The sequence below is a fragment of the Priestia sp. J2 genome, assembly GCF_020790095.1.
GTDB classification, from domain to species: Bacteria; Bacillota; Bacilli; order Bacillales; family Bacillaceae_H; genus Priestia; species Priestia zanthoxyli.
Genome location: NZ_CP086208.1, coordinates 873313 through 895110 on the forward strand (window position 1 = coordinate 873313; position 21798 = coordinate 895110).

Annotated in this window: 22 protein-coding genes; 10 read left to right on the forward strand and 12 right to left on the reverse strand. The window is 38.2% G+C overall.

The features are described 5' to 3' along the window. Positions 1-95 precede the first annotated feature (95 nt). The 3 genes from hxlB to LJY09_RS04545 form a co-directional block, all read right to left on the reverse strand. The gene (gene hxlB, locus LJY09_RS04535) at positions 96-653 is read right to left on the reverse strand and encodes a 6-phospho-3-hexuloisomerase (RefSeq protein WP_013055598.1); all 558 of its coding nucleotides are present in this window, start codon (positions 651-653) and stop codon (positions 96-98) included. 10 nt (positions 654-663) lie between these two features. Beyond that, positions 664-1293: a 3-hexulose-6-phosphate synthase gene (gene hxlA / locus LJY09_RS04540; protein WP_013055599.1), complete on the reverse strand. Its 630-nt coding sequence runs from the start codon at positions 1291-1293 to the stop codon at positions 664-666. A 268-nt stretch (positions 1294-1561) separates the two neighbouring features. Continuing rightward, positions 1562-1927 (reverse strand): transcriptional activator HxlR, encoded by a 366-nt coding sequence (locus LJY09_RS04545; RefSeq protein ID WP_028412158.1) that lies wholly within the window; start codon positions 1925-1927, stop codon positions 1562-1564. A 261-nt stretch (positions 1928-2188) separates the two neighbouring features. Between LJY09_RS04545 and LJY09_RS04550 the strand changes: the two genes are divergently transcribed. Then, a complete protein-coding gene (locus LJY09_RS04550) occupies positions 2189-2773 on the forward strand; it encodes a hypothetical protein (RefSeq protein WP_228307499.1) in 585 nt (194 codons plus the stop codon). 16 nt (positions 2774-2789) lie between these two features. Further along, entirely contained in the window at positions 2790-3113 is a 324-nt protein-coding gene (locus tag LJY09_RS04555) for a DUF3243 domain-containing protein (protein ID WP_013081917.1), read from the forward strand. Positions 3114-3156: 43 nt separating this feature from the next. Here the strand turns inward: LJY09_RS04555 and LJY09_RS04560 are convergent, their stop codons facing one another. From LJY09_RS04560 to LJY09_RS04570, 3 genes are read right to left on the reverse strand one after another with little or no spacing between them, the layout of a single operon-like run. After that, positions 3157-3342 carry a FeoB-associated Cys-rich membrane protein gene (locus LJY09_RS04560; RefSeq protein WP_013081918.1) on the reverse strand — a complete coding sequence of 62 codons (186 nt, stop codon included), beginning with the start codon at positions 3340-3342 and terminating at the stop codon, positions 3157-3159. 15 nt (positions 3343-3357) lie between these two features. After that, complete coding sequence (gene feoB, locus LJY09_RS04565) at positions 3358-5328, reverse strand: ferrous iron transport protein B (protein ID WP_228307500.1); 1971 nt, start codon at positions 5326-5328, stop codon at positions 3358-3360. Further along, positions 5325-5555 (reverse strand): FeoA family protein, encoded by a 231-nt coding sequence (locus tag LJY09_RS04570; RefSeq protein WP_013055605.1) that lies wholly within the window; start codon positions 5553-5555, stop codon positions 5325-5327. Before LJY09_RS04570 ends, feoB begins: the two co-directional genes overlap by 4 nt. A gap of 175 nt (positions 5556-5730) precedes the next feature. Between LJY09_RS04570 and LJY09_RS04575 the strand changes: the two genes are divergently transcribed. The 3 genes from LJY09_RS04575 to LJY09_RS04585 all read left to right on the forward strand — a co-directional run bounded on the left by LJY09_RS04575 (position 5731) and on the right by LJY09_RS04585 (position 9732). Continuing rightward, positions 5731-6216 (forward strand): GNAT family N-acetyltransferase, encoded by a 486-nt coding sequence (locus LJY09_RS04575; RefSeq protein ID WP_013081920.1) that lies wholly within the window; start codon positions 5731-5733, stop codon positions 6214-6216. Positions 6217-6407: 191 nt separating this feature from the next. After that, positions 6408-8783, forward strand: a complete 2376-nt coding sequence (locus LJY09_RS04580) for a YhgE/Pip domain-containing protein (protein ID WP_098113720.1) — start codon at positions 6408-6410, stop codon at positions 8781-8783. A gap of 97 nt (positions 8784-8880) precedes the next feature. Beyond that, entirely contained in the window at positions 8881-9732 is an 852-nt protein-coding gene (locus tag LJY09_RS04585; RefSeq protein ID WP_028412163.1) for a class I SAM-dependent methyltransferase, read from the forward strand. 58 nt (positions 9733-9790) lie between these two features. Here LJY09_RS04585 and rpoN read toward each other — a convergent pair whose 3' ends face one another. Both rpoN and LJY09_RS04595 read right to left on the reverse strand, forming a co-directional pair. After that, positions 9791-11125, reverse strand: a complete 1335-nt coding sequence (gene rpoN / locus LJY09_RS04590) for an RNA polymerase factor sigma-54 (protein WP_028412164.1) — start codon at positions 11123-11125, stop codon at positions 9791-9793. A 213-nt stretch (positions 11126-11338) separates the two neighbouring features. Beyond that, positions 11339-11686, reverse strand: a complete 348-nt coding sequence (locus tag LJY09_RS04595; protein ID WP_014461394.1) for a winged helix-turn-helix transcriptional regulator — start codon at positions 11684-11686, stop codon at positions 11339-11341. Between the two features lie 163 nt (positions 11687-11849). Here LJY09_RS04595 and LJY09_RS04600 point away from each other — a divergent pair, with 163 nt between their 5' ends. Further along, complete coding sequence (locus LJY09_RS04600; RefSeq protein ID WP_033578159.1) at positions 11850-12833, forward strand: zinc-binding dehydrogenase; 984 nt, start codon at positions 11850-11852, stop codon at positions 12831-12833. A 119-nt stretch (positions 12834-12952) separates the two neighbouring features. Here the strand turns inward: LJY09_RS04600 and LJY09_RS04605 are convergent, their stop codons facing one another. Then, positions 12953-14737, reverse strand: coding sequence for an ABC transporter ATP-binding protein (locus LJY09_RS04605; protein ID WP_028412166.1), 1785 nt, complete (start codon positions 14735-14737; stop codon positions 12953-12955). 16 nt (positions 14738-14753) lie between these two features. Next, positions 14754-16496, reverse strand: a complete 1743-nt coding sequence (locus LJY09_RS04610; RefSeq protein WP_098999783.1) for an ABC transporter ATP-binding protein — start codon at positions 16494-16496, stop codon at positions 14754-14756. A 126-nt stretch (positions 16497-16622) separates the two neighbouring features. Here LJY09_RS04610 and LJY09_RS04615 point away from each other — a divergent pair, with 126 nt between their 5' ends. Then, on the forward strand, positions 16623-17108 hold the full coding sequence (locus LJY09_RS04615) for a DUF6985 domain-containing protein (protein ID WP_028412168.1): 486 nt from the start codon (positions 16623-16625) through the stop codon (positions 17106-17108). 40 nt (positions 17109-17148) lie between these two features. Here the strand turns inward: LJY09_RS04615 and LJY09_RS04620 are convergent, their stop codons facing one another. After that, positions 17149-18699, reverse strand: a complete 1551-nt coding sequence (locus LJY09_RS04620; protein WP_028412169.1) for a solute symporter family protein — start codon at positions 18697-18699, stop codon at positions 17149-17151. 16 nt (positions 18700-18715) lie between these two features. Further along, positions 18716-19051, reverse strand: coding sequence for a DUF485 domain-containing protein (locus tag LJY09_RS04625; RefSeq protein WP_372456112.1), 336 nt, complete (start codon positions 19049-19051; stop codon positions 18716-18718). Positions 19052-19548: 497 nt separating this feature from the next. Here LJY09_RS04625 and LJY09_RS04630 point away from each other — a divergent pair, with 497 nt between their 5' ends. The 3 genes from LJY09_RS04630 to LJY09_RS04640 all read left to right on the forward strand — a co-directional run bounded on the left by LJY09_RS04630 (position 19549) and on the right by LJY09_RS04640 (position 21689). Continuing rightward, the gene (locus LJY09_RS04630) at positions 19549-19857 is read left to right on the forward strand and encodes a hypothetical protein (protein WP_034269656.1); all 309 of its coding nucleotides are present in this window, start codon (positions 19549-19551) and stop codon (positions 19855-19857) included. A gap of 217 nt (positions 19858-20074) precedes the next feature. Continuing rightward, complete coding sequence (locus tag LJY09_RS04635; RefSeq protein ID WP_028412172.1) at positions 20075-20830, forward strand: IclR family transcriptional regulator; 756 nt, start codon at positions 20075-20077, stop codon at positions 20828-20830. Positions 20831-20861: 31 nt separating this feature from the next. Continuing rightward, positions 20862-21689: an aldo/keto reductase gene (locus LJY09_RS04640; RefSeq protein ID WP_028412173.1), complete on the forward strand. Its 828-nt coding sequence runs from the start codon at positions 20862-20864 to the stop codon at positions 21687-21689. The last annotated feature ends 109 nt before the right edge of the window (positions 21690-21798 follow it).

A 21798-nucleotide genomic window follows, 5' to 3' on the forward strand; every position in this document is an offset into this window, starting at 1 on the left:
TAATGATAAAGTACATTTAGTTATCTGATAAGTGAATATTTGGTTATATAGAAAGTTCCAAAACAAAAAAGGTCTTGCCTAGGCAAGACCTTTTTCTACTCTAAATTTGCATGCTTTCCGTACATCGTATGAGTATCAAGTTCTTTCTTCTCCATGAAGCGAAGAATCAGCGCATCGTAAAAAAGAAGAAGCGTTTGTTCAAACAGTGACGCCATAGGCTGTACGGTTTGATAACTGCTTTGTTCTTGGTCCTTCGGAGCGCCGGGCAGCTTCACGATGAAGTCAGCCAGCTTGCCAAGCGTGGAATCGGGGGAAATCGTGACTACTCCAACTTTTCCTCCAAGTTCTTTTGCTTTTTGAGCAATAGGAATCAAGCTCTTCGTTTCGCCAGAACCTGATCCGATGATTAATAAATCATCCTGCGTGAAAGTGGACGTCACGGTTTCTCCAATGACATAAGCATCAATGCCCATATGCATCATACGCATAGCAAACGACTTGCCCATAAGACCTGAACGGCCTGCTCCTGTGACAAACACTTTTTTAGATGAGATGATGCCATTTACAAGCTGTTCAGCTTCATCGTCAGCGATTAGAGCTGTTGTTTGTAAAAGCTCATTCATAACCGTTTTTAAATGTTCGCTCGTCTGCATAGAAAGCTCCTTAATTTGTAATAAGCTCTTTCATTTGAGAAGCAACTGATTTTTTATCATCTTGGCTCGTGATGCCTCCGCCAACGATAACAAGATCAGGCTGTGCTTTTACTACTTCAGGTAAAGATTCTAATTTAATGCCGCCAGCAACGGCTGTTTTTGCATTTTTTACAACGCTTTTGATTGTTACTAAATCTTCAAAAGAGTTTTGACCAACTGCTTGAAGATCGTATCCTGTGTGTACGCAGATATAGTCAACGCCAAATTCGTCTAGCTCTTTTGCGCGTCCTTTAATATCTTTTACACCAATCATATCGACTAGAATTTTTTTACCTTGTTTTTTCGCTTCTTCAACTGCACCTTTAATTGACATATCTTCAGCCACACCTAAGATGGTAATGATGTCTGCTCCAGCTTGAGAAGCTTGCTGTACTTCATAACCAGCTGCATCCATGATTTTTAGGTCAGCTAATACTTTTAAATTAGGAAATGCTTCTTTAATTTCTTTAACGGCGCGAAGCCCTTCATTGATTACAACAGGTGTACCGATTTCCACGATATCAATATGTTCTTCAACTTCTTTTACTACCTCTTTTGCTTGAGAAATATTAACAAGATCTAATGCTAATTGTAATTCCATTCTACTCCACTCCTTACAGAAATCTATAGATACCTTTTGTGCCTTTTTACATAAAAAGCAGCTGGTGTAGTTATTGTACCCGCAGTTTGAGGTTCTTAAAAGTACGCACTTTTCCCACAAATAGTGTGGGGAATGATAGTATACAGAAGTATACTAATGGACATATCAGTCTTGTAACCGCTTAATTTTCATTAAAAATGCGGATGATATTGAGTAATATCATCCGCATAAAAAAATAAAAACTATGGAATAGAAGGATTCGTTTCCATCATTTAATTAACGTTTCTGCCTTTTGTTCTTGATTGACCAGCACTGTATCACGGTAATTTTTACCCCAATCGTACATGGCTGTTAAAATAGGCATTAAACTTTCTCCTTCTTTTGTAAGTGAGTATTCGACTTTAGGTGGTACGACAGGATAAACTTTACGGTTAACAATTAGATCTTCTTCCAGTTCCCGCAGCTGGTTAACCAGCATGCGCGGCGTAATATCAGGAATAAGCGATTTTAGTTCCCCGAACCGTTTTGTTCCTTCACGTCCTAAGTGCCATAGTATCAGCATCTTCCATTTTCCGCCGATAATAGCAAGCGTTAATTCTTTTTCACAGTTAAATTCCTTATTAAGCTGGCTCAATTGTTTCACCCCTATGACCAATAGTATAAAATTTCTTTTACAGTACTTCTTATTATACCGGTGCTGACAATCCTTTTACAAAAATCCGGCTTGTATCTTTCCATTAAAAAATTTAGCTTTTTTTACTATATAGTTATTCTTGACTAGTGAGATATAAAAGGTGGCCTTTAGTCATGTTTTTTATTTTTAACGAATTCAATTGTTTAAATATAAAAAAAGATGGGAAATCACTCAATAACGATGCTAAAGGAGGCAGTAAAAATGGAAAGAAACCGATCTGAATTACAAAACCCTGCTTTAAGCAACAGCGCAGGCATCAACAACGATGTAGGAATTAATAACAATCCACAGACAGCTAATAGCACTGCTGCTGTTAGCACCACGGGGAAAAGCTACAGCAGCAAGCTAGTAAAAGGTGTTGTTGTCGGGGCAGTTGTAGGTGGATGTATAACATTACTTGATAATAAAACTCGCTCATCTGTTAAAAGAAGAGCCGTTACATTAAAGGACTCTTCTGCAAACATGATTAATCAAGTAAAAGAGAACCCTCAAGAAACAAAAGAAAAAATGGTGCAGCAAATGAAAAATGCATCGAATCTTTTAAAAGATGCAATTAATGATGCCAAACATTTGTACGAGCGTGTAAATGAAGATTTCTTTAAGCAAGCAGAAGATGTGAAAAGCGTTACGCATGATGCAAAATCAACGGTAGAAGATGCTAAAAGTGATTTACAGCAAATTGGTGAAAAAGTGAAAGATGCAACTTCTGAAATAAGTAAGGAAAAGATGACGCCGGACGAAAAAACAGAATCTGAGCGTGAAAGAACATATCAGTCTATTCACTAAGAAGGAGATGTTAACTGTGAGTCAAATGAATGAAGGAACTACAAAAGACATGAATAAAATTGAAGAAACGGTAGATAATTTAGGGACGGAGAAAAAAGAAGCAATTTTGCAGAATTTTGATACGTTTACTGATTATTTAACTCAAAAAGTTCATGTCGGTAAAAAGCTCGGGTTAAATGAGGAACAATTAGCAGCTGCTACAAAAAAAGTGGCTAGCTATTTAGCCAAAAATGAGGAGCCTCGAAACCGAGAAGAAAAAGTCCTTCATGAGTTATGGAAAGTCAGCAGTGAAGAGGAAAAGGAAGTCCTTTCTCATCTCATTTTAAAACTAGTTGCGTAACATTAAAAAAGCATCCCGTCTATCAGGATGCTTTTTTAATGTATTAAGATGATTGATTTTGAGCCTCTTGAATCGTTTTATCCCAGTCAATACCGCAATCATCCGTTGCACAAGAAGATTGCTGTGCGCAGCTTGCACATTTTCCCTGAGTACTCTTGCGGAAGAATTTTGTCATATGATAAAGGGCATACCCAAAAATCAAAACCCCAATTAAAATGTTAATAATCAATGTTATTCACTCCTTTTAAGAAAAACCAAGTACTTTTCCAATAGTGTGTACAAGCAAAGCTACGAGATAAGCGACAACCAAAGGGTAGGCCACAGCAAATGCTGTCCATTTTAATGAGCCGGTTTCTCGTCGAATAACAGCGACGGTTGCTAGACACGGAACATAAAGAAGAACAAACACCATAAACGTATAGGCTGTTAGCGGTGTAAAGAATGTCTTCATTGTGTCGCCAAGCTGTCCTTCTTGTACTTTATAAATGATGCTCATAGTTGAAACAACCACTTCTTTCGCTAGGAAGCCTGTAATCAGTGATGCTACAGCTTGCCATGTCGCAAAACCTAAAGGGATAAATAGAGGAGCGATAGCACCTCCAATAATAGCCATAAAGCTATTTTCCATATCTACTCCAAAACCGCCAGGGCCAGCGTAAGATGATAGCCAGATAAATACAGAGCCAGCTAAAATAACCGTACCTGCTTTTCGGACGAAATTTCGGCCTTTTTCCCACGTGCTTCTCCAAAGAGTCTTGGCTTGAGGTACGCGGTAAGGAGGAAGTTCAACAATAAAAGTTGATTGTTCGTCTTTAAGAAGCGTTACTGATAAAATTTTCGTTACAACAAGTGCTAAAATAATGCCAAGCAAGTACATAGAAAACACCACAGCTGCTCCGTTTTGCACAAAAAAAGCACCTACAAACAAAGCGTATACAGGAAGACGTGCTGAGCAGCTCATAAATGGATTGACTAAAATGGTCATAAGGCGCTCTTTTCGCTGTTCAATTGTACGCGCGGCCATAATCCCCGGTACGTTACATCCAAAGCTAATAATCATCGGAATAAATGCTTTTCCGTTCAAACCGAAAAATTCCATTATACGATCCATTACTACAGCGATTCTAGCCATGTATCCTGAATCTTCAAGCAGTGAAATGAAAAAGAACAGGACAAAAATTTGTGGTACAAATACTAGTACGCCGCCTACTCCTGCAATAATGCCATCCACAATTAAATCGTGAATAAATGGAGCAGCACCAGCTGCATTTAAAAGAGAATCAGCGCCTTCACTAAGCGTTCCGCCAAAGAAGCCGTCCAGTTTATCAGAAAGCGGAACGCCAATCCACGTAAACGTAATATTAAAAATCAAATACATTAAGCCAAGAAAAATAGGGAGACCAAGCCACTTATGCGTCACAATTCGATCGATTCGATCCGTGAAAGTTAAAGGTGTTTCGCTGCCCTTTATGATACACTCGCTCGAAATGCGTTCAATAAATGCTGTACGCACGTCGAAGAAATGCTCACTAAGCGGCTTGTTTATTTTTTGTGCAGCGGCTTTTCGAAGCTCAAGCAGCTCTGAGTAACTCGTTTTTTCTTTTAATGTTGATTCGATTACGCTATTTTCCGCTAAGAATTGAATGGCAATCCATCTGCTGACGTCCGCTTTTGTTTGAATCATATGAATTGCTTGTTCAGCGGTTTCCCCATAATTTAATTGAAATGAAGGGGCTTTTAAATCTTGCTTCAAAGTGGTGAGAAGCTCATTAATTCCTTTTCCATTGCGGGCAATAATCGCTGAAACCGGAATATGTAATGATTTGCTAAGCTTCTCCAAATTAAAAGTCAATCCGCGTTTTTCCGCTACATCAATCATATTTAAGCCGATTACTAATGGCTTTCCATATTCCAATGCTTGAATAGTGAGATGCATGCTTCTTTCAAACTGAGAAGCGTCTACAATATTCAGCATACTGTTAAATTCTCCGGTTAACAAAAAGTTAGTTACCACTGCTTCATCTGAAGAAAGAGGAGTAAAGTCATACACACCCGGCAAATCAACCAGCTGGCTGTTTTGCTTTTTAATAGATCCAACTTTCTTTTCAACGGTTACACCGCTCCAGTTTCCTACGTATTCATAGGAATCTGTTAATATATTGAATAAAGAAGTTTTTCCTGTGTTTGGATTTCCTAAAAGTGCAATTGTACTCATGCTGTCTCAACCTCAATTTTGGCCGCATCGCGTTTTCGGATGCTAATCATTTGACCTTGACATTCAATAATACAAGGTCCTCCTAAGATGGTTTTTTGCTTCATGCATAGTTCGCAGCCTTTTTTTACTCCAAAAGAAAGAAGGCGGCGTTCTAATGATCTATCTAAAAATTCAATGTTTTTAACTTTTACTTTGTCGCCAATACTCACGGTAGTTAAATTCATCATTCAGCACTCCTGTTAATGATAATCATTTTCAATTTGTATCTATCTCGATTATACATAAGGTTCTAAAATCAATCAATGCTTCTAGAGCGTTACAATTAAAAATATATATTTATAACTATATTTTTCAGGTGAAATTATGTACGATTTTAGCAGTAAATTGTCAGGAGGGATGTGAGTGGAGGTAATCATTCGCAAAATGAGAAAAGAAGATATTACGTCTGTTCAATACGTCGCAAAGATGAGTTGGTATGACACATATGAAGGAATTATTCCTAGAAGCGTTCAGAATCGGTTTCTTTCAGAAGCATACTCCAATAAAAGGCTGCTGTGGCGCTTGCGTAATTCGTTCATTTATGTAGCAACTATTGATGAGAAAATCGTAGGATACGCTAACTTTTTCCGACTACAAAACAGAGGGGAAATAGAACTAGGATCTATCTATATACTGCCTGCTTATCAAGGAAAAGGAATCGGTTCGCAATTGTTAGAAAAAGGAATGAAGCGCTCGAAGGAATTAAAAATCGTTTACATTAACGTAGAAAGGGAAAACGGAATAGGCCGTGCATTTTATCAATCAAAAGGTTTCCAGCTTGTGGATGAATTTGATGATGAATTTGACGGGCATTTATTAAGAACGATGCGAATGAAACTCATGATTTAAGCCTGATATTTAGTGTGAACGTTATCTTAAAAAGCTGATTTTAAACTTTCTGCTAAAATCAGCTTTTAATTACAGAATAACGATTGACCTTATTCTTGTGAATATGGTAACATTAATCAGAACTTCATGACCGAAAATGTTTTTCGGTCAAACAGTCAGGCGGAAGTAAGGATTATTGGAGGCTAAAAAACATGAATATGATTAAAGGAGAATGGAAAAAAATCTTTTCCAAACCAATGACTATTGTTGTGATTTGTGGATTGTTATTTGTTCCATTACTTTATAATGTCATCTTTTTATCTGCTTACTGGGATCCATATGGAAAAACAGATCAAATTCCAGTTGCAGTGGTAAATGAAGATAAAGGTGCTACATTAGATGGAAAGAAATTGAATGTCGGTCGTGATTTTGTTGATGATTTAAAGAAAAACGATAAATTTGACTGGAAATTTACGAACAAAGAAAAAGCGTTAGAAGGCTTAAAGAACGAAGACTACTATCTAGTTTTAGAAATTCCAAAGAATTTCTCTAAAAATGCAACAACATTAATGGATGAGAATCCTAAAAAAATGAAATTTATCTACCATACAAATGCCGGAAAGAACTATTCAGGCGCTCAAATTAGCTCAAATGCAGTAGCTAAAATCAATGATCAGATTAAAGAAGCAGTCACAAAGCAGTATGCTGAAACGGTATTTGACAGCTTTAAGCAAGTAGCGGACGGTCTTCAAAAAGCAAGTGACGGTGCAGGAGAGCTAGAAGATGGCTCGAAAACGCTGCGAGATAACATGAAGAAACTAGCAGACAGCACGGTTACGTTTGAAGACGGTACAGCTAAATTGGCAAATGGATTAGCAGATGCACGAAAAGGAGCAACTGATCTAAATGCCGGTGCAGCTAAGCTACTAAACGGTGCGGACACAATTAATGAAAACTTAGGCAGCCTAAACAGCGGTTTAGGGAAGCTAGAGAATGGAAGCGGGCAGCTGTACGCGGCTTCTAAAGAACTTGAAACAGGTGCAGGAAAGCTTAGCAATGGATTAGGACAACTACAAGACGGAACTGCAAAACTTCAAGGTGCGACACAGCAACTAAATGAAGGAACAAAGACACTTCAAGGGAAATTACCTCAGTTTACAAGCGGCTTAAATCAAGTAGATGCTGAAGTGAGCAATGTTACGCAGCAAATTAATCAAGCAGAGCAGGAAATTACGCAGATTAAACAGCAGGTAGACTCAAAAAAAGCGGAGTTTGAACAGCAGCAGCAAGCTCTCATTGACAGCATTAACAGCAACGAATCTATTCCCGATGAGCAAAAACAAACGCTGATTGCAGGAATTAAAAAGCTGACGTCTCAGCAGTTTATGGACGAACAGCAGCAAAAAGCAGAGCAGCTAAAAGCAAAAGTAGATAAAGTGCAAGAGTTATCTGCGGCGCTGCAAAAGCTGTCTAAAGGCGGAGAAGATATTCAAAGCGCTATTAATAAAATTGCTGATGGACAAAGTCAGCTGTACAATGGCCAAACAAAATTATATAATGCTCAAACTCAATTATATAACGGGGCTGTTAAACTAGCAGACGGTGAAAAGCAGTTCAACAGCAAATTTGCAGAGCTAAACAGCGGTATAGCTGACGCTCATACAGGAGCTGGAAAGCTTGCTGACGGACAGCAGCAACTTGTGGATGGACTTAAAAAATCTGAACAAGGAAGCGCAGCGCTAGCAAATGGTTTAACGCAGCTAGAAAACGGGGCAACCAAATTAGCAAATGGTTCTAAAGAGTTAACAAATGGTTCATCCAAACTATATGACGGTTCATCTAAATTATCAGATGGAACAAGCGAGCTTCATTCATCTTTAGCGGACGGTGCAAAAGATGCAAAAGATGTTAAAGCAGATGATAAAACATACAGCATGTTTTCAAATCCAACGGATTTAAAATCAGATAAACAAAATAACGTAGATAAGTACGGTGTCGGATTAGCTCCATACATCTTATGTATTGGCTTGTTTGCGGGAACATTAATGTTTTCAGCAGTATACCCAATGAAAGAGCCATCAATTCGACCGACATCAGGTATTTCGTGGTTCTTAAGTAAGTTTAGTGTCATCACTATTGTAGGTATGCTGCAAGCAGCGATTGCTGTTACAGCTCTTCTTTGGGGCTTGCATTTAAACGTAACAAGCATTTGGCACTTCTATATCTTTACCATGATTACAGGTGTAACGTTCTTTACACTGATCTTGTTCTTAACAACAGGGTTAGGAAAAGTAGGGCAGTATTTAGCCTTTATTATTCTGCTGCTTCAAATTGGCGGCAGTGCAGGTACATTCCCTAAAGCACTTGTGCCGGAATTCTTCCAGGCAATCAATCCATACTTGCCTATGACCTATGCAATTCGCGGTTTCCGTGAAATTATTTCAATTGGTGATGATTTCGGCTATGTATGGCATCAGGCTGGCGTACTTGGAATCTTTGCAGCAATCTTCATCACTCTTTCATTGATAATGTTTTATATCAATGCCAGAAAAGAGAAGCATCACACAGAGGAAGAGGCCGCAGCCTAATTTAACTAATAGAAAAAGAGAGTTCCAGTTTAAAAAGGAACTCTCTTTTTCTTTATGTTAGTATAGGTTTACGTGTAAAAGAGGGGAATGTGAATGCATGCAGCTTACAAAATTTGCGGTGTATGAAAGTGATCGTGTGAAAAAGTGGCAGGAAGGGCTGAAAGAATGGGACGGTTCAATATCGGAACGGATGATAAATGACAAAGCGGAAGATGAATTTTGGCAGCAATATCTAGAAAAAATGTCTTTTGATTCAGAAAATGATCCTGTAGTGAAACAGCTTCAGCAAGAACTTCTTGCTTTTTTGAATCCAAGTGACTCTGTCATGGAAATTGGCCCTGGCTGGGGAAATTATACGTTTTCAATTGCGGATTATGTAAAAGAACTTACGTGTATGGATTGTTCGCCAAGCATCATCCGCTACTTACAAAAACAATCAAATGCCCGCTCTAATCTAAAGTTCATAGAAGGTAAATGGGAGTATGAGCGTCTAACAGATAACTATGACGTGGTAGTAGGAATAAACTGCTTTTATCGTATGCATAACATTGTCGATGGTCTCTTAAATATGAATGATTCGGCTAATCGTTTGGCGGTTATTGGCATGTCAGCGGGTCCAGAAAAGCCTCATTACGTAGAGTTACATAGAAAACTTGGGTACGAGATTAAATGGCGCCGTAAGGAATATATTGACTTACTAAATATTTTATATGAACTGGGTATTTATGCAGATTGTAAGCTGGTTCCTATAACCAAAACGGTAACGTATGAGACGTACGAAGATCTCATCAAGAAGAACTCGACAAAGCTGCTTTCGAAAGATGTTGACAAATTAGAAACTGAGAAGATTATTTTACAGCATGTAAAGAAAATAAATGACACATATGAATATACGTATCAATATCATATGGCTTTTATTTATTGGAAACCGATAAAAAGAACCCGTTGATTTTTATTCAGCGGGTTCTTTTTAGTAGTGATAAAGCTGTAATTTAGAATAAATAATATTAAAATCGTCGCCGCTTAGAAGAACTTTCAATTCCAGCTTCTTCACGGTATTTAGCTACTGTTCTTCTTGAAATTTGAATTCCTTCGCTGGAAAGAAGAGACATGAGCTTTTGATCTGAAAGAGGTTTTAATTTATTTTCTTCGGCAATTAATGTTTTAATTTTCTCTTTTATAAAGGCGGTAGAATTGCTTTGTTCGCCATCGGTTCTCTCTAAAGAATTAGTGAAAAAGTATTTTAGTTCAAACAGTCCGCGCGGCGTTTGAATATACTTTCCGTTAGTTGCACGGCTTACCGTTGATTCGTGACAGTCTACTTTTTGAGCAATATCTTTTAAGGTAAGCGGCTTTAGCCCCGAAATACCCATTTCAAAAAAATCTTGCTGATGTTCCACAATGGCTTTAGACACGTTGTAAATCGTCGCATTACGCTGCTCAATACTATTAATTAGCCAAGTAGCTTCATGGATTTTTTCCTGTACGTATCGATCGGTTGTTACGCATGCAGAGCGATGAACCAGTTTTTGGTAGGTGCTGTTAATCTCGATGGGCGGAAGCAGCTCGCTATGAAGAATAACATGATAGCGGCCGTCTATTTTTTGTACCGTTACATCAGGCGAAATGTACTTCGTAAGCGGAACATAGAAATCTCCTGCTGGACGAGGATTCAATGTCCGCAAGCAGTCAACAATTTCTTGTACTTCGCGCATTGAAATAGAGTATTTTTTTGAAATGTTCCGATATTTTTTGTTAGCAATATCTTCAATATCGTGTTTCACCACATCATATAAAAGAGGAGGCTTTGACTTTTTGGCCTTAATTTGAATAAGCAGTGAATCGACAAAGTTTTGAGCGCCCACTCCAATTGGATCAAAGCTTTGTAAAACGTGAATCATATCGTTGACTTCGTCAATTGAAACGTTAAGCAGTTCGGCTGCCAATTTTGGTTCAATTGCTAAAAAGCCGTTTTTATTTAAGTTTCCAATTAGAAATTGAACGATGTGTTTTTGCTGTGAGTGTAAATGATTTAGCATAGACAGCTGCTCTAATAAATGGCTCTCTAATGTCACAGTTTGATCGGATATATAATTAAACGGATTATACTCGTCATCGGTGTGACCTTTTGAATATGAACGCTGTTCTCGAGTGTTAAATGAATTTTTTTGCTGAGAATCGCCAGCAGACAGTTTAATTACAGGATTTTCATTGACTTGCTCATGAAGATAATGAACTAAATCGGCCGTAGAATAATTTAAAATGTTGATAGACTGACGTAATTCAGGTGTCATGGCCAATTTTAATAGTTGTTTTTGAGATAAATCTAAACCTAATTGCATCATTGAATCACCTATCATTCTTGAGTTTTATTTCGACAATTCTGGCTGCATCGTTCGACATCATCATATATGAAAATGCGAAAGAATTCTATAGTGTTGTCAGATGTTCTTACACAAGGGCGACTCATAAGAAAGAGTAGGGAAATAGATAAAACAACCGAATAGCTCTTCCCAGCAGCTATTCGGTTATTTTAACAAAGCTGCTAGGAGAACTTAGCTGCAATTTGGGGTGTTTCCCATTCTTCTATCTCCCCATGCGCACATCATATTTAAAATTTCTCGTAAGGTTTCGCCTTCTTCACTGAGTGAGTACTCTACTTTAGGAGGAACTTCATTGTATACTTTTCTATTAACTACACCGTCTTTTTCTAATTCTTTTAGCTGTTGAGACAGCATTTTTTTAGTAATAGCAGGCATAGCTCGCTGAAGTTCGCTAAAACGTTTTTCGCCTTCTTTTAAGAGGCATAAAATAACGACTTTCCATTTCCCGCCGATTACTTCAAGTGTTGCTTCAACAGGTACATTATAGTGGGGTGCTTTCACCGCTAATCCTCCATTCATAAACAGATATGAAATATGGATATAATAATTTAATATCCATAGACCTAGGTTACCGGGAAGGTACCTGGTTACATGAAAGTGCCGTCTTTTGTAAACAACATGTATTTATTATACTGAAAAAGAACTTTTAATTGAAGGAAGAAATGTAAAAGGGGAGATCTTGATGAAAGCTTTACTGCTAGAAGGCAAAGGGAAAGTAAGTGAGATGAAAGTCGGAAATATCCAAAAGCCGCATCCAGCTAAAGGTGAAATTTTAGTTAAAATTAAAGCTACTGCCTTGAACCCTGTAGATTATAAAACAGGAAACGGCGGTAATCCCAGTTGGACATACCCTCACGTATTAGGACTTGATTCCGCTGGCGTTGTCGAGGAAGTGGGAGAAGAAGTCACAACTGTCAAAATCGGAGACCGCGTTGTATATCATAGCGATTTATCAAAAAAAGGCGGGTTTGCACAGTACGGAGTGACAACAGCTCATACGGTTTCCCTTATTCCACAAGGAGTTTCATTTGAAGACGCTGCAGCTATTCCATGTGCGGGGTATACAGCATATCAAGCATTGTTTCACAAAATGAACGCTTCAAAAGGACAAACGATTTTAATTCACGCAGGTGCTGGAGGCGTTGGAGGGTTTGCCATTCAGCTTGCTAAAAATGCAGGTCTTACAGTGCTTACAACCGCATCTTCTGCCAATCATGAGTTTGTAAAAAGTTTAGGTGCTGACTATGCAATCGACTACCGTAAAGAAGATTTTGTGAAAAAAGTGCTGGAGCTTACCGATGGACTCGGTGTAGATTTAGTCTTGGATACAGTCGGGCGTAACAATGCAGACGAGTCGGTAAAGGCTCTTGCTTTTAATGGTCAAATTGCATTTATCGCAGGACCTCCTAATGTAAATGATGCGATTTCGTTTGCGCATCCACTATCGTTTCATCAAGTTGCATTAGGAAGCGTACATCAGTCTAACAACGTAAAAGAACAGCAAAAACTTGCGGAGATGGGAAATAAAATGCTTTTGCTTTTACAAGAAAATAAGCTGAATGCTCTTGTGGAAAAAGTCATTTCACTAGACGAAGTGCCGGCAGCTTTAGATGAACTGGCGACTCGTCGAGTAAAAGGGAAAATTGTAGCTGTGATAGATAAATGATAGAGCGAAAAAGAGCTTGAGACAAAAGTATTTTAGTTGAAGTAAAAAACGAACTATTGATCAATAGTTCGTTTTCTCGTCTTTAGATTGGATTGGGTTAAGTTATGTTCCAGCCTCTTTTAAATCGTAAACTGCTGCGTATAGAGCTTGTGGTAAAAACCTTGTTTCTCTAATAGCTCGTGATGATTTCCTTTTTCAATAATCTGTCCGTCTTTTAAGACAAGAATTTGATTTGCATTTTCAATCGTTTTGAGGCGGTGGGCAATTACAAAGCTTGTTTTTCCTTTTAATAGATTACTCATTCCTTTTTGAATATCAATTTCTGTTTTTGTATCAATATTGGAAGTAGCTTCGTCTAAAATTAAAATATCACAGTCAGAGAGCATGGCTCGGGCAATCGATAAGAGCTGCTTTTGACCTTCACTTAAATTTCCTCCACCGGCTGAAATCACGGTATCGTATTGCTGCGGCAGGTGCTTGATAAAAGAATGAGCATTTGCCATTTTTGCTGCGCTTTTCACTTCTTCATCGCTGGCATCTAACCGGCCGAATCGAATGTTATCCGCAATCGTACCGGAAAATAAATAGGTATCCTGAAGAACAATGCCAATTCGGTTTCGTAAATCATGGATGTTATAGTCACTGATGGAACGGCCGTCAATTTTAATGTCTCCGTTTGCGATGTCATAAAATCGTGTGAGCAAGTTAATGATTGTTGTTTTACCAGAACCTGTAGGACCGACCAAAGCAACCATTTCACCTTTTTTTGCTGTAAGTGTAACATTTTTTAAAATCATTTTTTCGTCAGTATAGCCAAATGATACGTTCTCAAAAGCAACGTCTCCTGCAAATTTTGTAACAGAAAGAGCGTTTGGCTTGTTTGTGACGTCCGGCTGCTCATCCATAATCGCAAACACGCGCTCTGCGCCGGCAATAGCCGAAAGAATAGTGTTTACTAAGTTTGCCATTTGACTGATTGGGCGAGAGAACTGACGTGAGTAGTTAACAAATGAAGCGATCATCCCAACTGTAACGCTACCTTGAACAGCCATAAATGCTCCTGCTCCAATCACTAGTGCTAAGCCTAAGTTGTTAATAAAGTTTGTGACAGGACCTAAAAAGCCTGAAAATGTTTCTGCTTTTGTTGCTGAACTTCTCAGCTGTTCATTTCGTTCATTAAAAACAGTTAAAAAATCTTTTTCCTTACTAAAAAGCGTAACAACTTCTCCTCCAGAGATTGCTTCTTCTACAAAGCCGTTTAGCTCACCTAAGTCTTTTTGGCGTTTGACAAAATTTTCACTGCTTCGTTTTAATATTTGTCGAACGATTATAACCATTAATGGAATAACAATCAGTGTGATAATGGCAAGAATCCAGTTGAGCGAGAACATCGCAATGGTAATACCGACTAGAGATAAAATAGAGGACAGAGCCTGAATAACGCTTTGACTCAGAGCGTTATTCAGGTTATCAATATCATTCGTAACCCGGCTCATTAACTCTCCGTGAGCTCGCTTATCAAAAAAGCGAAGAGAGAGAGTTTGAAGCTTTGCAAATAAATCTTGGCGGAGCATTCCGATGGTCGTAAACGAAACGTTTACCATTAAATAGGTTTGCAGCCATGTTAACAAAGATGTCGTAATGTAAATTCCTGCAAGAGTGAGTGACATTCGTATCGTTCCGCTGATATCTTTGGGAATAATATGCTCGTCAATAATAACCCCAATTAAATAAGGGCCTAATAAATTAAGCAGGGAAGTCACAATAACTAAGATGATCGCAGCCACAAGCGGAGGCTTTCGTTTTCCCATATATGACCAGATTCTATATAGTGTTTTTTTCGCATTCTTTGGCTTCACTACAGGACCCTTCATCATGCCTCTAGGGCCGCGAATAGAGCTCATTTGATTTTTACCTTGATTATTCACTAGGCAACACCTCTTTTCCGCCTTGTGCTAGATAAATGTCGTAATAAAGAGAGTGGTGACGAAGCAATTCTTCATGAGTCCCTTGTTCAGCAATTTTGCCTTCATCCATGACGATAATATGATCAGCGTGAAGAAGAGACGAAATTTTAGACGCAATAATAATGACGGTCGCATCGGAAAACTCTTCTTTTAAATGTGTTAGTACCTGCGCTTCTGAGACAGCATCCAACGCGGAAGTTGCATCATCAATGACCAATATAGCAGGCTTTCTAACAAATGCACGCGCGATTGAAAGACGCTGCTTTTGCCCTCCTGATAAGTTGGTTGCTCCTCGCGTTAAAGGATACTCATATTTTTCTGGGAGTTTTTCAATAAACTCCGTTGCGCATGCGAAAGCTGCAGCATCTTCAATTTCTGAGGAAGAAGCATGATTGTTTCCCATTCGAATATTCATATCAATCGTTCCGGTAAACAGTGTAGCTTTTTGAGGAATAAACCCAATGGATGAGCGAAGCTCTTTTACGTCATAGTTTGTCAGATTTTTTCCATCTACAAAAATTCCGCCGCCATCAGGATCATATAAGCGCGAAATAAGTTTTGCAAGCGTCGATTTTCCGCTTCCAGTAGAGCCGATAATGCCAATAGTTTCCCCGTGTTTAGCAGTAAATGAAATATCTTTTAATACGTTTTCGCCATTTTTACTGTAGCTGTATGTAACGTTTTGAAACGATAGATCACCTTTAAGTCTGTTGATTTGAGCAGCAGAGTTTGCTGGAGGAATGTCTATTTTTGTTTTTAAAACAGAATCGATTCGTTCAGCTGAAGGGAATGCACGTGTAATTTGCATCAGCACCATGCTGCTTGACATAAGTCCGTTTAAAATAATCGTTAAGTAATTAATAAAAGCTAAAATCACACCTGCTTCAATTTTTCCTGCTTCAACTTGAAGTCCACCCAGCCATAGAGTAGCTACCATGCCGATATTTACTACAAATAAAATAACGGGCATTAAAAGCGAAATAAGCTGAACAGCACTCATATTAGCTTGCGTCAAGGAGCTGTTTGCTTCTTTAAACTGATTGATTTCATATGATTCTCTTACATACGCTTTTACTACGCGCATCCCTGATAAATTTTCTTGGACTTTTGTGTTTACACGATCAACGCTTCGCTGAACTTTTTTGAAAAGTTTTCCGGCTTTCGTGATCACAAACCAAATGCATAAAAATAAAATAGGGACGACCACGACGATAATAGGAAACAAAGAACGAGCGGTTAATAACACGATCACAATACTTCCTGCAAAAAGTAAAGGTCCTCTAACTAATACTTTTAGCGTCATATTCAATGCGTTTTGAACACTTGTTACATCATTTGTCATGACAGTGATTAAGTGACCAGTCCCTAGTTTATCTCTGTTGCTGTTTGAGAGGTTTTCAATCTTTTCAAAAAGCGATTTTCGAATATCGGTAGAAAAATTTACTGCTGCTTTTGTGCTAAGGATGGCGCAGACGATACCAGCAGCTAAGCCAATGATTGCTAACATAAGCATAAGGATACTTCGGGTGATAACATATGTTTGATTGTTGTTTGCAATGCCATAATCAATGATATGCTGCATAATAGTAGGCTGAAGAAGGTCAGCTAACACTTCAATGACCATCAATAGCGGGGCAAACAGCGCGAGCCATTTGTAAGGTTTTAAGTAAGGGTATAAAGATTTAATTGTATTCACACATTGTGGCACTCCTTTCTGTAAAAAATATGGTAACATAGAATAAGTTTAGAAGTTTGTTTCAAGCACCATTTATTATACGCCAATGCAAGCAGAAATCCACTTTTTGAGAGGGTCAGGTATGCAATGAATCAAACATTACGAGTACATCATCCACTTTTTGGATCTTTGTTATATGACTCGGCCTGGGTTGGAGAAAAACAGGTCACTTTCTTTGGACAACAACAACATGTGTTGCTGACAATTGATGGAGATAAAGAGAAGCCATTTCAAAAACGGCAAGAAGAGGCTTTTCAAGCATTTTGGCTTCAAAGCGAATTATTGTTAAAGAGGACGGAAAAAGCTCTTTTTGATTATTATCAACAGGTGCGAGATGAATACAGAACTCAAGTTGAAAAAGACGTGGTAGACTTATTAGTTCCGAATGTAAAAAAGCGAAAAGACATCGGTTTTTTAGTTGAGTGTATTCAAATCTTTGTTCCTGAAGCACCCCATGATACAAGAGAAGTTGGTTTGTTTTTTGAATGTACGTGGGAAGAAGAGCATATGTTAGCTGTAAAGTTTAGAAATGAACAAATTGCCGCTATTGGCTTACAAGAAGATTTATTCTAGTAAAAAGCCTTGAAGCAACCTGCTTCAAGGCTTTTTGGCATTAATGTTTGACAGGCTCTTCGATTCCCATACCTGTATTTGCTTTTACTAAAATCTCATCAAATTTCTTTTCGTCTGCTTTTTTAGACGAAAGGAGTGTTCCTATAAAAGCAGCTAAGAAGCCTAGAGGAATGGAGATAATACCAGGGTTTGTTAATGTGATGAGCGGTTCACCTACAAAGATAGCAGCTCCAGGCTCAGGTGCCCACACGTTTGGACTAATGGCAACTAAAAACAGTGAGCTGAATAGTCCAACCAGCATGCCAGTGACTGCTCCTGCTGTATTAAAGCGTTTCCAAAAAATAGTAAGAAGAATAATTGGCAAGTTAGCGCTCGCTGCTACGGCAAATGCAAGTGCAACTAAAAATGCTACGTTCATGTTTTGAGCAAATAATGCAAGAATAATAGATAGAATGGATACCCCAATAGAAGCCCATCGTGCAGCCACTACCTGTTCTTTTTCAGTTGCAGCCCCTTTACGGAGAATATGACTATAAAAGTCGTGAGCGAATGCTGAAGCTGCTGAGAGCACCAGCCCAGCTACAACAGCTAAAATCGTAGCAAAAGCTACAGCTGAGACAAACGCAAAGAGAAAGTCTCCGCCAAGAACTTGAGCGAGCAGGGGAGCTGCCATGTTTCCTGCTGCATTTGCTTTGATAATATCATCGTACCCTACGAATGCAGCAGCACCGAACCCTAAAAAGATTGTCATAATGTAAAAAACGCCAATGATCCACGTTGCATAAATAACAGACTTTCGTGCGGTGATGGCATCTTTTACTGTAAAGAAACGAATAAGGATATGAGGAAGGCCTGCTGTACCAAGAACAAGAGCTAAATTCAACGAAATCATGTCCAGCGGATTTTTGAATTTATTTCCTGGATTTAAAAATCCGTCGCCAAGAGGAGTTGCGGTTTTCATCTCAGAAAACATTTTAGCAAAGCTAAAATCAAATTTTGAAAATACAATAATGGAAATAATGAACGTACCAATCATGAGAAGCAAGGCTTTGACAATCTGCACCCAGCTGGTCGCCGTCATGCCTCCAAATACAACGTAAACCGTCATCAACACGCCGACAATCAAGACAGAATACACGTAATCTAGACCAAGTAATAAATGAATTAATGCTCCTGCTCCAACAAGCTGCGCAATCATATAAAAAATGGAAATGGTGATCGTGTTTAATGCGGCAACTCCCCGCACTTTCTTTTCGTTAAAACGAGCTGCTATCATATCTGCCATCGTGTACTTTCCTAAGTTGCGAAGTGGTTCAGCTACAATGTATAACACGACGAGATAGGCAACTAAAAAGCCGATGCTGTAAAAAAAACCGTCAAATCCAGAAAGCGCTACCATTCCAGCTATACCTAAAAATGACGCAGCAGACATATAATCTCCGGCAATCGCCATGCCGTTTTGCCAGCCGGTTAAACTTCCATCTGCTGTGTAAAAGTCACTGGTCGTTTTTGTTCGCTTGGATGCCGCATACGTAATGATTAGCGTAAGACCTACAATAGCTAAAAAAAGTGAGAAAGCTAGTACGTTCATTCATTTAACCCCCTATTCAATTTGCAGCTTCTTTTTTTATCGTGTCAACAAGTTTATCAAATTTCGAGGCTCTTTTTGTGTATAAAATGCATAGGGCCCAAGTCATAACAAACTGTGCAAAAGCAAATACCCACGCCCAAGTCATAGAAGCAAAAGCTGGTTTGTTTAAGACGGTTGTGTAAGCCGTTAAGATGGGCAAGGTAAAATAAAAAGCAAGAAAAAACAGAGAGAGCGGTAAAATAAAATTGCGTTTTTGTTTCAAAAGTTTTTGAAATGAAGCAGACTGTACAATTTCTGTGTAATCAGGAGAGGAAGAAGCATTGTTTACCTTCTTTAAAGAATTTTCATTCATCGCCAAGCGGAATTCCCCCTTTGATAATAAATAGATGAAGCAAAAAGCTCCATATCACTTGAATTATATTATTTTCGGAATAAAAAGTAAATTCTGTCTTTTTGTGAGAATGGTAACTTTGGAAGTTTTTTAATATACTAAAGCTTCAAACTAAATGCATACTGCCATAATAAAAAAAGAACAACATTCAATATAAAGGAGAAATCGTTCACAATAGAAATGTTGAAATTAACCCTTAGTTTCTTTTACATATAAGGCTTTTCTTTATTATCTAAACGTTATTTTTTTGTTTGATCTTTTGAAAAATAAAAGAAGATGATGATAAAATCATAAGCACACAATAATGTTAGATAGGAAACAGGTGAAGAAAGTACGCTATTATTTAGAGATGGTTATAAATAGACAAGATATTATGAAAGATTTCTATATGAATGATATTTTTTCTTTATAGTAAACAAACAATGTGACTACTTATATAAAAGAGAAAAGGTGAAATAATGGCATTTGGAATCAAACGCCCGGAACTAAACGCATGGAAAGCAGCTGTTAAGCGAGGAGAGATCGCATTTTTAACTCATTACTGGCTCGATGAGCGTTTTCCACACGCAACTACCGTAACAAAAGTAGGTTGCAGTGACTTAAATAAGCTGATTAAGTGGGGAGAAAAGTATGGTATTCCCGCTAAGTATATTGATAATCGATCCGGCTATCCTCATTTCGATTTACTAGGCGAGCGTCAGAAAGAAATTATGAAAAAGGAAAATCAGCTGGAGCAGCTGAAGCGATTTGAAGAAGTTAACGAATGAAAAGCAAAGTTAATTTTAAAAAACTGTAAAAAAATTCTATTGTTACGGCTTTTTTTATGTTTAAATAGAAAAAACAGTGGAATAGATTAAGAAGAACAATTACGTTATGTATTCTCTCATATAGGGAAAATAAGTTGATTTAGTTTCCTTATTTGATACGATAAAGAGCTTTGTTTTATAATAAAATTGTTGTTCGGATAAAAGGAGGAAGAAGGGCATGTCCGAGGTTGGAACTTTAAAAAAAGGATTAGATATCTTCTCTTTGCTTTTAAACCGTCCGAATATGACTATTCCGGAAATGATGGAAGCGCTCGGTTTTAATAAGAGTACGATGTATCGTCTTGTGAGCACGCTTGAACAAAACGGATTTATTGTAAGAAACCCGTCTAACCGCTATACGGTTTCACCACAACTGGTGCTGGCACTCGTACAAAATACGATGCATACGAACTATGAAATGAATTGGCTCTCAGTTCCTGCTATGCAGAAGCTGAGTGAAGAGACCAATGAGACCATTTACGCGGGAATTCTCCATCATAAACAGATGGTTACAACTCAGGTGGTGAACGGGCAATATAGCACTCGTACGCATTCCGAAGTAGGAAATAAAAAGCCGCTTCATGCAAATGCTATTGGAAAGTGTATTCTTGCTTATCAAGAGGACAGCGTGCAAAAATCTATTCTTCACGAACTTTCGCTTGAAGCTTATACAGATCGAACGATCACCGAGCTGGACGAGCTGGAAGCTGACTTAGCTTTAAGTAAGGAAAGAGGATATGCTGTCGATGATGAAGAACGGGAGCCTGGCGTTCGCTGTATTGCAGCCCCTATTTTCAGAAAAGGAAAAATAATGGCAGCTATTGCTTTATCAGGTCCATCCGTTCGTATTTCAGAAGAGAAAGACGAAGAACATGCTGCACTTGTTAAACAGTGCGCAGAACAAATTTCACAAGCAATTACTCTTTACGAATAATTCAACAGTAAAAAAGGGGATGAACAGCAACATGGAAAACTTACAGTCAACGACGACCTTAGCAAACGGCGTGAAAATGCCTTGGTTAGGTTTAGGTGTTTATAAAGTAGAAGATGGTCAAGAAGTTGTAGATTCAGTTAAATATGCAATCAAAGCTGGATACAAAAGCATTGATACGGCTAAAATTTATGAAAATGAAGAAGGCGTGGGACAAGCGATCAAAGAATCAGGTGTTTCTCGCGAAGAACTATTTGTTACATCAAAAGTGTGGAATGCAGATCAAGGATATGACACAACTCTTCAAGCGTTTGAAACAAGCTTAAACAAGCTAGGTCTTGAATATTTAGATTTATACTTAATTCACTGGCCGGTTGAAGGTAAGTATAAAGATACGTGGAAAGCACTTGAAAAGCTTTATAAAGACGGGAAGATTCGTGCAATCGGCGTATCGAATTTCCAAGTGCATCATCTAGAAGACTTAATTGCAGATGCAGAAGTTAAGCCGATGGTAAACCAAATCGAATTTCATCCACTTTTAACACAAACAGAAGTGCGTGAATACTGCAAAAAACAAGGAATCCAAGTGGAAGCATGGTCACCGCTTGCACAAGGTGAGCTGCTTGATAACGAAGTGTTAACTCAAATTGCTGAAAAGCACGGAAAATCAACTGCTCAAGTTATCTTACGTTGGGACTTGCAAAACGAAGTAGTAACGATTCCTAAGTCAACAAAAGAACATCGTATTATCCAAAATGCAGACGTATTTGATTTTGAATTAAATGCAGAAGAAGTTGAAAAAATTAACGCATTAAATCAAAATCATCGCGTAGGTCCAGATCCAGATAACTTTGACTTTTAATGTTAAATTAAGACTAAAACGTCTTGTAAGATAAATAATAAACAAAGCGCTATTGTCATTCATGCAGTAGCGCTTTGTTTATTAATTAGGAAATGTGATGGTTGAACAA